Raw genomic sequence first — 16,114 nt, 5'->3', positions numbered from 1 at the left:
GATTCCATCATGATCGACCTGCAAGGCTACGGCCCGCGCTTGCTCGAGGGGGCTCTGGTCACCGTCGAACTGGCGGTGCTATCGCTGATACTGGCAGTCATCCTGGGGCTGTTGACTGCCAGCGCCAAGCTGTCGCGCAATCGACTGATCCACGCGCTCGGCACGCTCTACACCACGCTGGTGCGTGGCGTGCCGGATCTGGTGCTGATGATGCTGCTGTTCTACGGCGGCCAGATCGGCATCAACATGCTCACCGACCAGCTCTACTACGCCTTCGATATCGATATCTTCATCAACGTCAACGCCTTCGTCGCGGGCGTGATCACCATCGGCCTGATCTTCGGGGCCTACATGGGGGAGACCTTCCGCGGCGCCTTTCAGGCGGTCGAAGAGGGGCAGATGGAAGCCGCACGCGCCTACGGCATGAGCCCCCTGCTCGCTTTTCGACACGTACGCTTCCCGCTAATGATGCGCCATGCGCTGCCGGGGATCGGCAATAACTGGATGGTATTGCTCAAGACCACCGCACTGGTCTCGATCATCGGCCTGACCGACATGGTCCGTGTCGCTGCCGAAGCGACCAAGGCGACCCACGAACCGTTCATGTTCATGATTCCGGTCGCGATGGTCTATCTGCTGATCGCCACGCTTTCCGAGTGGGGCTTCGCCAGGTTGACCAAGCGCTATAACACAGGCTTCGGGGAGTCCAGCGAATGGAACAATTGAGCGGCTGGTTCACCGAACTGCTATCCGGCAACCTGATCTTCACGGCCAATACGCTGAGTTTCTACTGGGACGGCCTGGTCACCACCGTGCAGCTGGTCTTTCTGTGCCTGCTGCTGGGTCTCGTCCTGGCGGTACCGCTGGCCATCGGCCGGGGTTCGAAACGCCGCTGGATCAAGTTGCCGATCTACGCCTACACCTATGTCTTTCGTGGCACGCCGCTGCTGATCCAGCTCTACTTGGTGTACTACGGCGTCGTCTTCTTCGACGGCATTCAGGACAGCATCTTCTGGGTGGTGTTCAAGCAGGCGTTCTTCCCGGCGCTGATCGCGTTCACCCTCAACACGGCGGCCTACACCACCGAGATCTTTCACGGCGCGATCAAGAATACCGCCAAGGGCGAGATCGAGGCGGCCCGCGCCTACGGCATGTCGCGCAAGCTGATGATGCGACGCATCATCCTGCCCAGCGCCTTCCGGCGCGCCCTGCCGGCCTACGGCAATGAAGTGATCTTCATGCTGCATGCCAGCGCGGTAGCAAGCGTGGTCACGATCATGGACCTGACCGGCGCGGCCTACTATGTCTACGCTCGCTTCTACGCGCCGTTTCAGGCTTTCATCTTCGTCGCGCTGATCTATCTCTGCCTGACCTTCAGTATCATGTTCGTGTTCCGCAAGCTGGAGAAAAGACTGCTGGCGCATCTGCGCCCGCTTGGGGGCTGACCGCGAACGACTGATCTTCAAAGAGGTCACCGCCCGACGCTCTGCCATTCGTCCCAAGTCACTGATCGAAAGTCACCAATCACAAGAGAGAATTCCTCATGAACAAGTGGATCACCAGCGCGCTGATCGTCGGCGGCCTTCTCGCCAGCCAGGTCTCGAGCCAGGCCGTTGCCCAGGACGGCGATAAACATGACGCCATTCGTCTGGGTATCGACGTGCCTTACGAGCCCTTCGTCATGCGCGATGCCGACGGCCAGCTCGAAGGCTTCGAAATCGATCTCGGCAACGAGCTCTGCGCCCGCGCCAACCTCGACTGCAGTTGGGTCGAGCAGAGTTGGGACGGCATCATCCCCGGCCTGCTGGCGCGCAAGTACGACGCCATTCTATCGTCGATGGCGATCACGCCGGAGCGCGAACGCCAGGTGATGTTCTCGCTGCCCTACTACAACACGCCGAGCGTCTGGATCACCGCTCGCGATCGCGATATCGACATCGACGACAAGGATTCCCTCAAGGGTCTCTCCGTCGGCGTGCAGCGCGGCACCATCCGCGACGTCTACGTCACCCAGGAGTATGGCGACGTGCTCGACATCCATCGCTACGGCTCCTCGCAGGACGTGGTCAACGACCTCAAGTCCGGCCGCCTCGATCTGACCTTCGAAGACTTCCCGATCGCCAACGACGCCATCGACTTCCGTAAAGACGACAGCCCCTACAAGCAGCTCGGCGACAGCATCAAGACGCCGACGTCGATCTTCGGCAAAGGCGCGGCCATGGCGTTCCGCCAGCGCGACAAGGATCTGGCGGCCAAGTTCGACAAGGCGATCTGTGAAGTCTATGCCGACGGCACTTTCGACAAGCTGATGGAACAGTACTTCGACTACGACCTGTCGGTGCGTCCGAGCGAGAAGGACTGCGCCAAGTAAATCACCATCACCCGCCCGGCACGCAGGCCGTCATGCCAGCGGCCGGGCTTTTCGATCTTCGAGCCAAGGAAGCGTCGTGGAACATCAGAAGCATGCCTTGATCAGCCCGGTGCCCGGCACCGAGCGCCATATCGACAGCTTTCATTTCGGCCCTGCGGATGCCGAGCGACACATCTACGTGCAAGGCGCGCTGCATGCCGACGAACTGCCCGGCATGCTGGTCGCCTGGACCCTGAAGCAGCGTCTGGCCGAACTAGAAACCCTGGGCCAGCTGGCCTGCCGGGTGACACTGGTACCGGTCGCCAATCCGGTGGGGCTGGATCAGCAGCTGATGGATACACCGCTCGGCCGCTACGATTTCGAGAGTCTCACCAACTTCAATCGCCGCTACATCAACGTCGCCGCCGAGATCGCCGGGGGGCTGGACGCGGCGCTGAACGACGACCTCGCCCACAATCGTGACGTGATTCGTGACCGCTTCGACGCCGCATTGGGCGCAGCGCTCACCGAAACCGGGTCGCTCACCACGCTGGAGTCGATGCGGCTGACTCTGCAGCGCCTGGCCTGTCGCGCCGATTTCGTGCTCGATCTGCACTGCGATTTCGACGCCGTGGAGCATCTTTACACCACCCCGGCAGCATGGCCGGTGTTCGAACCGCTGGCACGCTACTTCGGCTCCAAGGCCAGCATGCTGGCCACCGATTCCGGCGGGCAGTCGTTCGACGAGTGCTTCACGCTGGTATGGGAACAGCTGCAGCAGACCTTCGGCGAGCGCTTCCCGATCGATTACGGCTGCCAGTCGGTGACGCTGGAGCTGCGCGGCCAGCGCGACGTCGATCATCAGCTTGCCGATCACGATGCCCAGGCGATCATCGATTGGCTGCGACATCTGGGCCTGGTGGCCGGCGAGGCGCCGCCTCTGCCCGAGCTGGCCTACCCGGCCACCGAATTGGCGGCAATGGACTTCCTGCATGCACCGATCGGCGGGCTGCTGGTGTTTCATGCCGAGCCGGGGGCTGCGGTCGAAGCCGGGCAGCTGATCGCCGAGATCATCGATCCGATCAGCGATCGCGTCGAGCCGGTCCACGCGCCGCAGGCCGGCATGTTCTACGCGCGCAGCCAGCGTCGCATGGCTACCGCCGGGATGATCGTCGCCGATATCGCCGGCCATCAGAGTCACCGCAGCGGCTACCTGCTGGCGCCGTGAATCAGGCGTTGACTAGTATGATATTCAACCGTGTAAGCTTTCGTTATGCTGCGGTTGTCGTCCACTGGATATCGCGGGCCTTCCTCCATCGGGATAGCCGCGAACGAACCGGGGGCCAAGTCGCAATCCACAACAACACACGCATCCCAACAGAGAAGCGATCCATGAAAAAACTGCTGACTACCAGCCTGCTCGGCGCCGCGCTGATCGCGGGTGTCGCCCAGGCTCAGGATACCGAACAGCTACGTATCGGTGTCGATGTGCCTTACGAGCCGATGGAATATCGCACCCCGGATGGCGAGCTGACCGGTTTCGATATCGAACTCGGCAACGCCATGTGCAAACAGATCAAGGCCGATTGCGAGTGGGTCGTGCAAGCGTGGGACGGCATCATCCCGGGGCTGCTGGCCCGCAAGTACGACGCCATCATGTCCTCGATGACGATCAACGACGAGCGTCGCCAGACGGTGCTGTTCTCCGATCCGTACATCAAGCCGCCCTCCGCATGGTTCGCCGCCGCCGACAGCGGTATCGATTCGGTCTACCCCGAAACGTTGAAAGGCAAGACCATCGGCGTCCAGCGCGGCACGCTGCAGGATAACTACGTGACCGACATGTACGGCGACGATGCCAACATCAGCCGCTACACCACTGCCGATGATCTGGTGCTGGACATGGACGCCGGACGCGTCGATATCGCCTTCCTCGACTTCCCGGTCGGCAAGTCCACGCTGCTGGACAGCAAGGACGGCGACTACGTCAGCGTCGGCGACATGATCAGCGAGCCGGAGAAATATTTCGGCGAAGGTTTCGGGATGGCTTTCCGTCCGCGCGACAAGGAGCTCGCCCAGCGTTTCGACGATGCTCTGGCCACGCTGAAGGACAACGGCACCTACGACAAGATCTACGACAAGTACTTCAAGACCCAGCAGTAAATGCTGCCGGTTTGAGAGCAAGCGCTTCAAGACCCGGCAGTAACCGCCTCCAGGGTTCGCTTTCATTCGCCCTGGAGGTTTCGGAGTTTCAAAGTTTTACAGCTTCGATGTTCTGTCGTTCTGATGTTTCGAAACCCCGATCCCAGGATCGGGGTTTTGCGTTTCAGGGCCGCTACAGGTCTTCGACATTGTGGTAAACGCGTCCTCGAAGAGGGCGATGTCGGTGCCAACCGCGCGGCTCGCGGGCATTTTCTGATGCCGACGGCCCCGAGAACGAAGAACAGAGCGACGTTAACGTCGGCGATGGAGACACCGCCGAACGAGGCAAAAATTCGCACTACCTGTCTCTGTCGACCGCTACGTAAGACAGCAATTGTTTACCGTTCTGAGGTGGAGAGCCGATCTGGCGATCCGTATTCTGCAGGCAACGCTCAGCCGGTCGGCAACAGAAGACGCTTTTCAAGGCATCGTATAAAAAGACGAATTGCCCGCAGAGGCTATCGCGTCACGTCGCAGGGGGACTCATGGAACAATGGCTCAATCCAACACCGGAAGCGATAGCGCTGGGCCTGAGCCTGTGTTCGCTCGCCATGGTCTATCGATATCTTTCCCGCACCCTAGTGCTCGCTACCCTCGTTATCTGGTCGACGCAGTGGATCGAGTGGCCGTTTACCGCGACGGGTATCACCACGACGGTCGTTGCTCTGGCGGTCACGCTCGCCACGCTATTGGCCGTCTTCACCATGGTGCTTGAGCAGCGTCTGCCGGCCTGGCTCGCCACCTCGATGCCGCCCGGCGGCCGCGGCGCGGAGGTGGCCGTTCAGGTAGCCGCGCACCCGGTCAGTGGCAAACTTCAGATATTCCATCTTTCGCGCTGGTTCGAAGCCGTCTTGATCGATCCGGCCAACCCTCCCCTGCGCGACGGCGAGACCGTCTATCTGATCCGCTGGGAAGCCCGTCGGGCCTGGGTCAGCCGAGTCCGCAGCCATACCCCGACGCCGCCTGCCCAGAAGCGCTGGCAGTGGCAGCTGCGGCACAGCGAGGTGGCGCCTGCAGCACCATGGGCCCCGCGGCCGGAACCGAAAAGCCTTACCTGAAGCCCCCGTTCAAGACATGATTTCGAGTCAACGTCGGCGCCTGCGCGCCTGCGCCCGAAACGAGTCTGGCGTCAGATCTAGGCCGGTGACGGCCGCGCAAAACGGGCGACCAGCCGCGCCATGCCCGGCCCGACCAGAACGACGGTAAATAACCTCAGGGTCTGCAACGCCACCACCAGGCCCACGTCGGCATGGGTATCGATGGCAATGATCGTCATCGAGTCGAGACCGCCGGGGCTGGTGCCCAGATAGGCGGTAATGAACTGGGTGTGCATCAATAGCGTCATCAGCCAGGCTGACAGCGCGCACAGCGCGATCAGCACCAGCGAGGCGAAGATCATCTTGCCGAGGGCGCGCGCGATGTTGTGCACGGTCTCGCGATCGAAGCGCAAGCCGACATAGGTGCCGATGATGCCATACGCCACCTCGAGCAGCGGCTGCGGCAGCACGATGGTGATCACACCGGTCAGGTGTAGGACGCTTCCCAACACGACAGGGCCCAGCAACGCACCGGCCGGCAGTCGCCGATCGAAGACCCACACGCCGATGACCACGACCCCGAGCGTCGCCGCAAAGCTTCCCAACGCCCCCAGGCTGGCCGGCAGATTGGCAGCATGGCCGCCACCACTGTTATCCGTCACCCCGAGATAGTGGCTGACCAGCGCTCCCACCAGCACGACGCAGACCACTCGCACGTACTGCATCGCCGCCACGATCCGCGGATCCGCATCGCTCTCTTCCGCCATCGCCACCATCGCGGCAGCCGCGCCAGGCGTCGTGCCCCAGGCAGCGGTCGAGCCCGGCAACCCGCCATAGCGCACCAGCCCGATGCCCACGATCAGGCTCAGCAGCAGCGTGATGGCGGTCGCGATCAGCATCACCGGCCATGAATCGAGAATCTTGAACAGCACCGACATCGTCAGCGTCTGCGCGATCAACACGCCGATGACGCCCTGGCTGAGCTTGAAGCCGATGCGCGGCAGTTTCAGGCCGCCGATCATCACGCCGTAGGTGATCGACACCGCCATGGGGCCGATGAATCCGCCAGCCGGCATGTGTACCGCGTTGAGCAGACGGTTGGCGATGACACACCCGATGACGAGCAACAGCCAACGGACCCACGTCGGAGGAGACATGCGAGGTGGATGCGAGCGAGGCGCAGGAGAATCAGCGGGCAAGGTCGAACTCCGGTAAAAGGCTAATGGTATCAAGTTCGAACGAATTCGGGCAGCGTTTGTCGACAATCCTCGCATCCATTATTGGGCTATCGATACCGGCTCGTCGAAGATCAGCCGCCGTTACGTCGCTCCCTTGGAAGGCTGCTACAGTCAGAGAGCAACGCGATGCCATCCCCACCCCGTGGAGACCGACATGCTACGTAACCTCCTGACCTCATCCAGTGCTGCCTTGCTGTTATCGCTGAGTGGCGAATCGTTCGCCCAGGCGCCGGTCCAGAGCGGCCCGCCCAATGCACCGGATCAAACTCCGGCGTTCGACGGACAGACTCGCGCTCCCGCACTCGAGGACGATATCGACCTGTCGGTGAAGACGATCGCCAAGGGCCTCGAGCATCCTTGGGGGCTGGCCTTTGTCGACAACGACATGGCGCTGGTGACCGAACGAGCCGGGCGCCTGCGCGCCGTCGACCTGCAGGCCGGTACGCTTTCTCCGCCCATCGAGGGCCTGCCGGAGATCGACACCCGCGGACAGGGCGGTCTGTTCGATGTGAGCCTCGACCCCGACTTTGCCAGCAACCGTCGAATCTACTTCAGCTACGCCGAACCCAGAGGCGACGGCGAAAATGGCACCAGCGTCGCTCGCGGCGTCCTCAGCCAGGACCACAGCCGGCTGACCGATGTCGAAGTGATCTTTCGTCAGACCCCGGCGTGGGACTCCACCAAGCATTTTGGCTCTGCCCTGGCATGGGACGACCAAGGCCGGCTCTACGTGACGCTGGGAGAGCGCTCTTTGCCAGAGCCGCGTCAACTGGCCCAGGATCTAAATACGCATCTGGGCAAGGTGGTGCGGATCGACGCGGACGGTTCGATTCCCGATGACAACCCGTTTGCCGGTGGCCACGATGCAGGTGTCGAAAGAGACGGGCTGGCCGAGATCTGGTCCTACGGTCATCGCAACGTTCAGGGGGCGGCGTGGGAATCGAACAGCGGCAAGCTGTGGACGATCGAACATGGCCCCAAGGGAGGCGACGAACTCAACGTCCCCCAGGCCGGCAAGAACTACGGCTGGCCGGTGATCACCTATGGCGAGGATTACAGCGGCGCACCGATCGGCGATGGGCTGACCGCCAAGGAAGGGATGGAGCAGCCGATCTACTACTGGGATCCGGTCATCGCCCCGGGCGACATGACCTTTTATCGGGGAGAGCGCTTTCCCGACTGGCAAGGCAATCTGATCATCGCCTCGCTCTCCCCCGGCGGTCTGGTCCGGCTGACGCTCGACGGTGAACGGGTGACCGGCGAGCAGCGCCTGGCATCGTCTCTCGGTCGGGTCCGCGACGTGGCGGAGAGTGCCGACGGTGCGCTGTGGGTGCTGACCGATTCCCGTGACGGTGCGCTGATCCGGATCACACCCGAGAACGAGTGAGGTGAAGCGAAGGATCCCGGCTCAAAGCGGCAGATGAATGACGGCGCTCCGGATACCGTCGGCATCGATCCATAACTTGCCCAGCGTGATCGGCAAGCGAAAGCGCCGCTTGCCCGCCGCGCCGGGATTGAACCACAGCTGCCGACCGGCGTCGGTGTCGCGCCACTCGTTACGCGGCTTGTGTGAATGCCCATGGAGAATGGCCTCACAGTTCATCCCGGCATCGATATCCGAGATGTCGTGTACCAGCTGCAGCGCTCTGCCGTTGATCACGAGCCGGCGATGCGAAGGCAAGGCCGCGCATTCGCCCTCGCGATCGATATTGCCTCTGACGGCGAGCACCGGAGCGAGTTCGGACAGACGCTCGAGAATGGCGGGATCGCCGACGTCGCCGAGATGAATCAGCAAAGGGCAGCCCGTCAGCAGCGCCAGTGCCTCATCGCGCAGCAGGCCGTGAGTGTCCGAGATGACGCCGACGGGGGCGTCGATCTCGAACGTTTCCGTAAGTACCGTCATGTCATGCACGCTCCCGAACCGTTTCCGGCTGTCGATGGCGCGAACCCAACGGAAAACGGCCCCATTGGGGCCGCTTTCACAGGGGCGTCTTCTTTATGCAAGACTCGGCTTCAGGCGCCGCCCGGGTTGGATTTGACCTTGGAGGTTTTTTCCATGCTCTCGTAGCTCAAGTTGCCCTGAGCATCGACCTGGCAGGTCAGGTTGTACTTGGCGTTACCCTCGCCGAGCAGATCGACCAGCAACTCGAAGGTATCGCCCTTCTCCAATTCGCTGGCCTTGTAATCCTTGGCGTTGGAGTCATAGATGGAATTGCCGTCGAACTCCTTGCCGTCGTCATCCTTCTGCACAGCGAGATCCCGGCATTCTCTGGCCAGTTTGGGAGCACCCTTCTCCTGAACGTCTGTCTCGTGGGCATTTTCCTGCGCGTTGGTCTGATCGCCGGACTGCTTGTCCAAGGTCGGTTCATCACTGGTCTTGTCCTGAGCCATCGCTCCGCCGGAGGCCAGCATCACGCTCAGTGCCAGGCCCATACCGGCATTCATTATCCATTTAGACGACATTTGCACCTCTCCCTGTTGTGCCATTTGCCCTCGCAGTATAGGAGAGGGCTGGATCACTGCACGAAAATCGCTTTGGCGTAACGCTCAGCCCCACAGCCGACGGCTGGCAATGGCCGCACCGTCACTCAGCGCCTTGAGCTTGGCCCAGGCGACGTCCTGGGCGACGAACTCGTAGCTGGCGAAGGTGCCGAAGCCACAGTCGGTGCCCGCGATGACACGCTCGCGATCACCGATGGCATCGACCGAGGCGCAGATTCGGTTGGCGACGACTTCGGGGTGTTCCAGATAGTTGGTGGTGACGTCGATCACGCCGGGTATCAGCAGCATGTGATCCGGCAACGGATGCGTCTTGAACGAGACGGTCTCGTGCTCGTGACGCGGATTGCCCAGCGGAATGCTCAACGCACCGACCTTGGCGCGGTAGAGGATCGGCAGCAGATCGGCCACGGGCACGTCGTCCTGATGCGGGCCCTGCCAGTTGCCCCAGCAGACGTGCAGACGCACCTTGTCAGCCGGTATGTTCTCGAGTGCCAGATTGATCGCCTCGACATGCAGCTCGACCCGTTCGAGAAACGTGCCGAGGTCGGCGTCGCCGAACATGATGACTCGCTCCATGGCCAGATCCGGCGCGTCGAGCTGGAGGATATGGCCGGCCGCCACGATCGCTTCGTACTCCTGCTTCATCTCCCGCGCCACGGCCAGCACGTAGTCGCGGTCGGTCGGGTAATCGGGATTGTTCTCGGCCCGCAGCATGGTGGTGGTCACGACGCCGGGAGAAGCCGCCGTCATGAAGGTCTCCAGCGGTGCCCGTCCCTGGGCGAGCGCCGTGGAAAAAGACGCGAGCTCGGCCTTCACCCCCGAAAGGGTCGGATCGTACTGCACCGCACGCTGGGCCAGCGGCGTGTTCCAGACCTTGGCCAGATCCTCGGAAACACCGATCTGGCGCGCCATGTGTGCGGCATAGCCGGGGAAGCGCTGAATATCCAGCGTCGGCTTGCGCCGTCCTTCGCCACCGAAGCCGGTCATGCGCTCGGTGACGTAGGTCGAGAACCCCACCCGCGGCGCTTCGCCGTTGTTAATGCTGTCGAGCCCGGCGTCCAGCTGCGCGGCGATGACGCCATTCAGACAGTCGGCGACCTCGCGATCGAATACCGCGGTGTCGACCGTCTTGCCCTGCTCACGCATGACCAGCATCTTCGACAGCTCGAGGGTTCGCGGCAGGCTGCCGGTATGGGTGGTGATGATGCGATCGCGACTGGTCTTCATGGTGTTTCCTCGGTGAATCGGATGGGCGGTGATTGGTGCGTTCGCCAGCGCGTTTGCCGGCGCAATGGTCTGATCCGGCTGCGGCGAGCCGGCAGAAAACGGTGCCGCCAAGGATACCCAAGGCATTCCCCCTCCGGAGCCGGTAGCCCATGAAAGTTATGCAGCTTGATCATGAATCGAGCTCAGGTTTGCCGCGAAGGAGATCTGCATGCCATAAAAAACGCCCCGAGGTGTTGGCCTCGAGGCGTTCGCTGGGCTCAATCGCCGTGACTGACAGCGACCGACGATTCGATCATTCGGCGTCGATCACCAGTCGATCACTCCTCCAGCGTCGAATCAGTCTTCCAGCGCTTTGGGCAGGTCGGTGACCGCGCCCAGGGAAGCGGAACTGACCGTCTTGGCGTACTTGGCCAGGGTACCGCGGGTATAGCGCGGCGCCGGGCGCTTCCAGGCCGCACGGCGACGCTCCATTTCCGCGTCGTCGATATGCAGCGTCATCACATCATTTTCGGCGTCGATGGTGATCTCGTCACCATCCTCAATCAGACCGATAGGGCCGCCGACGAAGGCTTCCGGCGTGATGTGGCCGACCACGAAGCCGTGGCTACCGCCGGAGAAGCGCCCGTCGGTGATCAGCGCCACCTTGTCGCCCAGGCCGCGCCCGGTGATCGCAGAGGTCGGCGTCAGCATCTCGCGCATGCCCGGCCCGCCCTTGGGCCCTTCGTAGCGGATGACGACGACGTCGCCGGCGACCACGGTGAGATCGTTGATCCGCGCCTGCGCTTCTTCCTCGGAGTTGAACACCCGCGCGTGACCGGTAAAGCGCGTGCCTTCCTTGCCGGTGATCTTGGCCACCGCGCCTTCCGGTGCCAGGTTGCCGTAGAGAATGCGCAGGTGACTGCTCGTCTTGATCGGATTGTCCAGCGGCTTGATGATCGCCTGATCCATCGGGTACGGCTTCACGCCAGCCAGATTCTCGGCCAGCGTCTTGCCGGTCACAGTGACGCAGTCGCCGTGGAGCAGGCCTGCGTCGAGCAGGATCTTCATCATCGGCTGAATACCGCCGATCGCGACCAGCTCGCTCATCATGTAGTGGCCGCTGGGACGCACGTCCGCCAGTACCGGTACGCGCTTGCCGATCTCGGTGAAGTCGTCGAGCGTCAAGTCCACGCCGATGGTGTTGGCGATGGCCAGCAGATGCAGCACCGCGTTGGTGGAGCCGCCGAGGGCGATGACCACGGTGATGGCGTTCTCGAACGCCTTGCGGGTCATGATGTCGGAGGGCTTGAGGTCCAGCTCCAGCAGTTTGAGTACGGCTTCGCCAGCGGCGCGGCTGTCGTCGTTCTTGGTCTGCGAGACCGCTTCCTGGGCCGAGGAGTTGGGCAGACTCATGCCCATCGCCTCGATCGCCGAGGCCATGGTGTTGGCGGTATACATGCCACCGCAGGAACCCGGCCCGGGAATCGCGGTCTCCTCGATCTGCTTGACCTCGATCAGCGACTTGTTGCCCTGGGAATAAGCCCCCATCGCCTCGAACACCGAAACGATATCGGTATGGCCGGCGCCGGGCTGGATGGTACCGCCGTAGACGAAGATGCTGGGACGATCGAGGCGCGCCAGGCCGATCATGCAGCCCGGCATGTTCTTGTCGCAGCCGCCGATGGCGACCACGCCGTCGAAGCCTTCGCAGCCGGAGACGGCCTCGATGGAGTCGGCGATGATCTCGCGCGAGGCCATCGAATACTTCATGCCCTCGGTGCCGTTGGCGATCCCGTCGGAGATGGTGATGGTGTTGAAGATCACGCCCTTGCCGCCGGCGGCGTCGGCGCCCTCACTGGCCGCTTCCGCCAGCACGTTGATATGGCTATTGCAGGGTGTCACCCGGCTCCAAGTCGAAGCGATACCCACCTGCGGCTTCTTGAAATCCCCGTCGGTGAAGCCGACCGCACGCAGCATCGCGCGACTGGCGGCCTTGCCGGGACCATCGACCACCTTGGCGGAATGGCGACGGCGGTGATCCGTATTGGCAGGGAAATTGTCGTCCGGAAAATCCTGGCTCATCGAGCGCTCCTGTTTTTCGTCTGTACGCCCCGCGGGCAACTGGCTGCCTCAACGGGCAAAATTTGAGCGATACATGCCGGCTGGGTGATGCGGCAAAAGATGACGGTCGGCATGCATCATGGGTGCCACGGTCAGATGACAATGCACGGTCGTGAGGGCTCTTGTGAAGCGTAAAGCGACTCTTTCGAGGTGGCTCAACCACGCCCCGTGCAGAAAAAGGGTGGCCCATTGTAGCCGCCCGGAGCGCGTGCGGACATCCGACCATGGCGGAAAACGCGCCTCGCCGTCAGCCAACCCGAATATGCAATACTGGCGGGCGCCTGATCCGGCCTAGCCTTCACTCCCACCGCGACCCGAGCGAGCCTGCCATGTTCGACTTCAAGGAAATCGAAGCCTTCGTCTGGATCGTGCGGCTGGGGTCGTTTCGCCTTGCCGCGCGCCATCTGCACCTGACGCAGCCGTCGGTGTCCGACCGTATCGCCAGGCTCGAATCGATCGTCGGCGAATCCTTGCTGGAACGGACTCAGCGGCCGATCAAGCCGACCCCGAAAGGCCGTCAGTTCTACCGTCACGCACTGCGGCTGATGGAGGCCCGCGAGGAAGCCATGGCCATGCTGGAGCTGGCAACGCCCTTCCAGGGCACGTTGCGTCTGGGCGTCGTCGAGTCGATCGCCCATAGCTGGCTGCCCCAGTTCCTGGCCGAGCTGTCGCGCCGCTTTCCGGAAATGACGCTGGAACTCGAAGTGGATAGCTCGCCCGGCCTGGCCACCAAATTGCACAACCACGATATCGACATGGCGTTTCTGATGGGGCCGGTCAACGTTCAGGAAGTGTTCAATCGATTTCTCTGCCACTACACCATGGGGCTGATCGCGAGCCCCCGACTCGGGCTCGACCCGGCGCATTTCTCGCTGCACCGGCTGCGCGGTCTGCCGCTGATCACTTTTGCCCGGGATAGCCGCCCCTACCGCGAGCTCGGCTCACTGCTTCATCAGCACAAACTCGAACACCTCAAGCTGCACTGCTCCAGTTCGCTGTGGACGATCGTGCGGATGACGCTGGATGGCCTGGGGCTCGGCGCCATTCCTCCACGCCTGGTGCAGGACGAGCTGGCCGAGGGCAAGCTGATCGCATTGCCAATTGAACTGCCCGAGCTCGAGTTCACCGCTTCCTGGCCTCAGCATCTGGACAAGTCGCTGGCCGAAGGCGTCACCGAGCTGGCGATCGAGATCGCCCGACTCGATCAGCAGCACAACACGCCGGCTGTGGAAGGGGTAGCCAACAGCGACTGAAAGATTATTCCGATCGATTGATATCAGAAAAATCGATTTGCCTTATCAGCAGCGGCTTTTTATTGTCGAACGATAATCACAACCGAGTCATCGACATGACCGCCGACGCCCTGACCGATCTCTCACGACCGCTCGCCGCCCGACAGGCCATCCGCCATGGCCAATGGCAGCGACACACCAGCGGACTCGCGCCGGGCTATGCCCAGGCCAACCTGGTTATTCTCCCCGTCCGCTACGCCGAAGACTTCCTGCGTTTCTGTCAGCGCAATCCCCGCGCCTGCCCGTTGCTGGACGTAACCGATCCCGGCGATCCGCATCCGCGCTCGCTGGGTACCGATATCGATCTGCGCCATGACGTGCCGCGATACCGTGTCTACCGGAACGGCATCTCTAGCGCGGAGCCCACCCATATCGCCGAGATGTGGCAGGACGATTTCGTCACCTTCTCGATCGGCTGCTCGTTCTCGTTCGAGGACGCCCTGATCGCCGACGGCCTCGAAGTCCGCCACATCCAGCTCGGTCGCAACGTGCCGATGTACCGCACGCAGGTTCCGCTCGAACCCAGCGGCCCGTTCGGCGGCAATCTGGTCGTCTCGATGCGTCCGTTCAAGCCGGCCGACGCCATCCGCGCCATCCAGATCACCACCGATATGCCACGGGTTCACGGCGCGCCGGTGCATATCGGCCTGCCGACGTCGCTGGGCATCGCCGATCTGGCCCGGCCGGATTTCGGCGACGCGCCGGTCATCCACGACGACGAGCTGGCGGTTTTCTGGGCCTGCGGCGTGACCCCCCAGGCCGCCCTGGAAGCCGCAGGTCTGCCTTTGGCGATCACTCACAGTCCGGGGCACATGCTGATCACCGATATTCCCAATCATCGACTGAAGTTCGGCTAGAACTTGAAGTACTGGCTGGAACCAGAAGTATTGGCTGGAACCAGAAGTACTGGCTGGAACTAGAAGCACGGCTATAGCCCGGGCCAAGCGGGCGATCCTCGACGCAACGCCGTTAGAGCGACACAACATGGATAGCGCGACACAACATCAATAACGAACGCCAACAACGAGGCTTACCACCATGATCTGCAAACACACAAAATCCACCCGTCGAACCCGTATCGCGGCAGCGCTGATCGCCACCGCACTCGGTGCCGGCGTCACGACTACGGCATCGGCCGAGACATCCCTTAACGTCGTCGGCAGCTGGGGCAGTCTCGAACTGCACCAGAAATTCGAGCAGCCGTTCTGGGGCGAGACGCTACCGAAAGCCAGCGATGGCGATATCACTACCCAGGTCACCAGCTTCGATCAGATGGGGATCGCCAGCGGCGACGTCTTTCGCTATCTCGGCGACGGTCTGTTCGACGTCGGCATGACGGTGGGCGACTACACCGTCAGCGATGCGCCGGAGCTTGAAGGTCTCGATCTGCCGATGATGACGACCGATACCGACAAGGCCCGCGCGGTGGCGGACGCCTTCCGCCCGATCGCCGAAAAAGCCATGAACGAGCGCTTCAACAGCCATGTGCTGGCGATCGTTCCCTACCCCGCCCAGGTGCTGTTCTGCAACACGCCAATCTCGGGTCTTGCCGATCTCGAGGGCAAGAAGGTTCGCGGCAGCGGCCGTTCGACCGGCGAGTTCCTCGAGGCTCTCGGCGCGCAGAGCCTCAACATCGCCTTCAACGAGGTCCCCGGATCCCTCGAGCGCGGCGTGATCGACTGCGCCGTGACCGGATCGATGTCCGGCTACAGCGCCGGCTGGTACGACGTATCAAGCCACATGCTGCCGCTGCCCATCGGCGGTTGGGACTACGTGATTACCGCCATCAACCAGGACAAGTGGAGCAGCCTGAGCGCCGACGAGCAGCAGCTGATTCAGGCACAGGTCGACAAGCAGTTCACCGCACCGGTGTGGACGAACGCCAAGACCGAAACTCAGCGCGGTATCGCCTGCCTGACGGGCAAGGGTGATTGTCCGGCCGGCAAGCCGGCCGGCATGACGCTGGTCAAGCCGACCCAGGCCGATGTCGATCGCGCCCACAAGGCCCTCGAAGACGTGGTGCTGCCCGCCTGGGCCGGCCGCGTCGATGCCGACACCCTCAAGCAGTGGAACGCCGGCGTCGGCAAGATCGTCGACCTGCAGGCCAAGGCGCCCTGACCACCGTTAGCGCGCGCGTGTCGGCCACGGCCGGCACGCGCGGTTCCC

At 62.6% G+C, this 16,114-nt stretch carries 15 protein-coding genes; 10 read left to right on the top strand and 5 right to left on the bottom strand.

Translation table 11 applies throughout. From position 1 onward, the window contains the following. The first annotated feature begins 9 nt into the window (after nucleotides 1-9). The 6 genes from DOM58_RS08015 to DOM58_RS07990 all read left to right on the top strand — a co-directional run bounded on the left by DOM58_RS08015 (nucleotide 10) and on the right by DOM58_RS07990 (nucleotide 5,610). Entirely contained in the window at nucleotides 10-726 is a 717-nt protein-coding gene (locus DOM58_RS08015) for an ABC transporter permease (protein ID WP_075560989.1), read from the top strand. Then, the gene (locus tag DOM58_RS08010) at nucleotides 714-1,445 is read left to right on the top strand and encodes an ABC transporter permease (RefSeq protein ID WP_110692434.1); all 732 of its coding nucleotides are present in this window, start codon (nucleotides 714-716) and stop codon (nucleotides 1,443-1,445) included. Before DOM58_RS08015 ends, DOM58_RS08010 begins: the two co-directional genes overlap by 13 nt. 98 nt (nucleotides 1,446-1,543) lie before the next feature. Next, nucleotides 1,544-2,371 (top strand): transporter substrate-binding domain-containing protein, encoded by an 828-nt coding sequence (locus tag DOM58_RS08005; protein ID WP_110692433.1) that lies wholly within the window; start codon nucleotides 1,544-1,546, stop codon nucleotides 2,369-2,371. Between the two features lie 76 nt (nucleotides 2,372-2,447). After that, nucleotides 2,448-3,578 carry a succinylglutamate desuccinylase/aspartoacylase family protein gene (locus DOM58_RS08000; RefSeq protein ID WP_110692432.1) on the top strand — a complete coding sequence of 377 codons (1,131 nt, stop codon included), beginning with the start codon at nucleotides 2,448-2,450 and terminating at the stop codon, nucleotides 3,576-3,578. Between the two features lie 164 nt (nucleotides 3,579-3,742). Then, nucleotides 3,743-4,513, top strand: a complete 771-nt coding sequence (locus DOM58_RS07995) for a transporter substrate-binding domain-containing protein (RefSeq protein ID WP_075560985.1) — start codon at nucleotides 3,743-3,745, stop codon at nucleotides 4,511-4,513. A 524-nt stretch (nucleotides 4,514-5,037) separates the two neighbouring features. Then, a complete protein-coding gene (locus DOM58_RS07990) occupies nucleotides 5,038-5,610 on the top strand; it encodes a hypothetical protein (protein WP_110692431.1) in 573 nt (190 codons plus the stop codon). A 77-nt stretch (nucleotides 5,611-5,687) separates the two neighbouring features. Here DOM58_RS07990 and DOM58_RS07985 read toward each other — a convergent pair whose 3' ends face one another. After that, entirely contained in the window at nucleotides 5,688-6,746 is a 1,059-nt protein-coding gene (locus tag DOM58_RS07985) for an AbrB family transcriptional regulator (protein ID WP_110692430.1), read from the bottom strand. A 235-nt stretch (nucleotides 6,747-6,981) separates the two neighbouring features. Between DOM58_RS07985 and DOM58_RS07980 the strand changes: the two genes are divergently transcribed. Further along, nucleotides 6,982-8,214: a PQQ-dependent sugar dehydrogenase gene (locus DOM58_RS07980; RefSeq protein WP_110692429.1), complete on the top strand. Its 1,233-nt coding sequence runs from the start codon at nucleotides 6,982-6,984 to the stop codon at nucleotides 8,212-8,214. Nucleotides 8,215-8,235: 21 nt separating this feature from the next. Here the strand turns inward: DOM58_RS07980 and DOM58_RS07975 are convergent, their stop codons facing one another. The 4 genes from DOM58_RS07975 to ilvD form a co-directional block, all read right to left on the bottom strand. Continuing rightward, on the bottom strand, nucleotides 8,236-8,730 hold the full coding sequence (locus DOM58_RS07975; RefSeq protein ID WP_110692428.1) for a metallophosphoesterase family protein: 495 nt from the start codon (nucleotides 8,728-8,730) through the stop codon (nucleotides 8,236-8,238). 110 nt (nucleotides 8,731-8,840) lie between these two features. Next, nucleotides 8,841-9,290, bottom strand: a complete 450-nt coding sequence (locus DOM58_RS07970; RefSeq protein ID WP_157957514.1) for a hypothetical protein — start codon at nucleotides 9,288-9,290, stop codon at nucleotides 8,841-8,843. A gap of 84 nt (nucleotides 9,291-9,374) precedes the next feature. Further along, entirely contained in the window at nucleotides 9,375-10,556 is a 1,182-nt protein-coding gene (locus tag DOM58_RS07965; protein WP_110692902.1) for a uroporphyrinogen decarboxylase/cobalamine-independent methonine synthase family protein, read from the bottom strand. 336 nt (nucleotides 10,557-10,892) lie between these two features. Then, nucleotides 10,893-12,617, bottom strand: a complete 1,725-nt coding sequence (gene ilvD, locus DOM58_RS07960; RefSeq protein WP_110692427.1) for a dihydroxy-acid dehydratase — start codon at nucleotides 12,615-12,617, stop codon at nucleotides 10,893-10,895. A 368-nt stretch (nucleotides 12,618-12,985) separates the two neighbouring features. Between ilvD and DOM58_RS07955 the strand changes: the two genes are divergently transcribed. The 3 genes from DOM58_RS07955 (at nucleotide 12,986) to DOM58_RS07945 (ending at nucleotide 16,066) form a co-directional block, all read left to right on the top strand. Beyond that, nucleotides 12,986-13,909 (top strand): LysR family transcriptional regulator, encoded by a 924-nt coding sequence (locus DOM58_RS07955; protein ID WP_188113799.1) that lies wholly within the window; start codon nucleotides 12,986-12,988, stop codon nucleotides 13,907-13,909. Nucleotides 13,910-14,004: 95 nt separating this feature from the next. Beyond that, complete coding sequence (locus DOM58_RS07950) at nucleotides 14,005-14,805, top strand: putative hydro-lyase (RefSeq protein ID WP_110692425.1); 801 nt, start codon at nucleotides 14,005-14,007, stop codon at nucleotides 14,803-14,805. Between the two features lie 181 nt (nucleotides 14,806-14,986). Next, nucleotides 14,987-16,066 carry a TRAP transporter substrate-binding protein gene (locus DOM58_RS07945; protein ID WP_110692424.1) on the top strand — a complete coding sequence of 360 codons (1,080 nt, stop codon included), beginning with the start codon at nucleotides 14,987-14,989 and terminating at the stop codon, nucleotides 16,064-16,066. Nucleotides 16,067-16,114 lie beyond the last annotated feature (48 nt).

Source organism: Salinicola halophyticus, assembly GCF_003206695.1.
GTDB lineage: Bacteria > Pseudomonadota > Gammaproteobacteria > Pseudomonadales > Halomonadaceae > Salinicola > Salinicola halophyticus.
The sequence above is the reverse complement of the archived record's forward strand: the minus strand, read 5'-3'. Positions and strand labels throughout refer to the sequence as shown.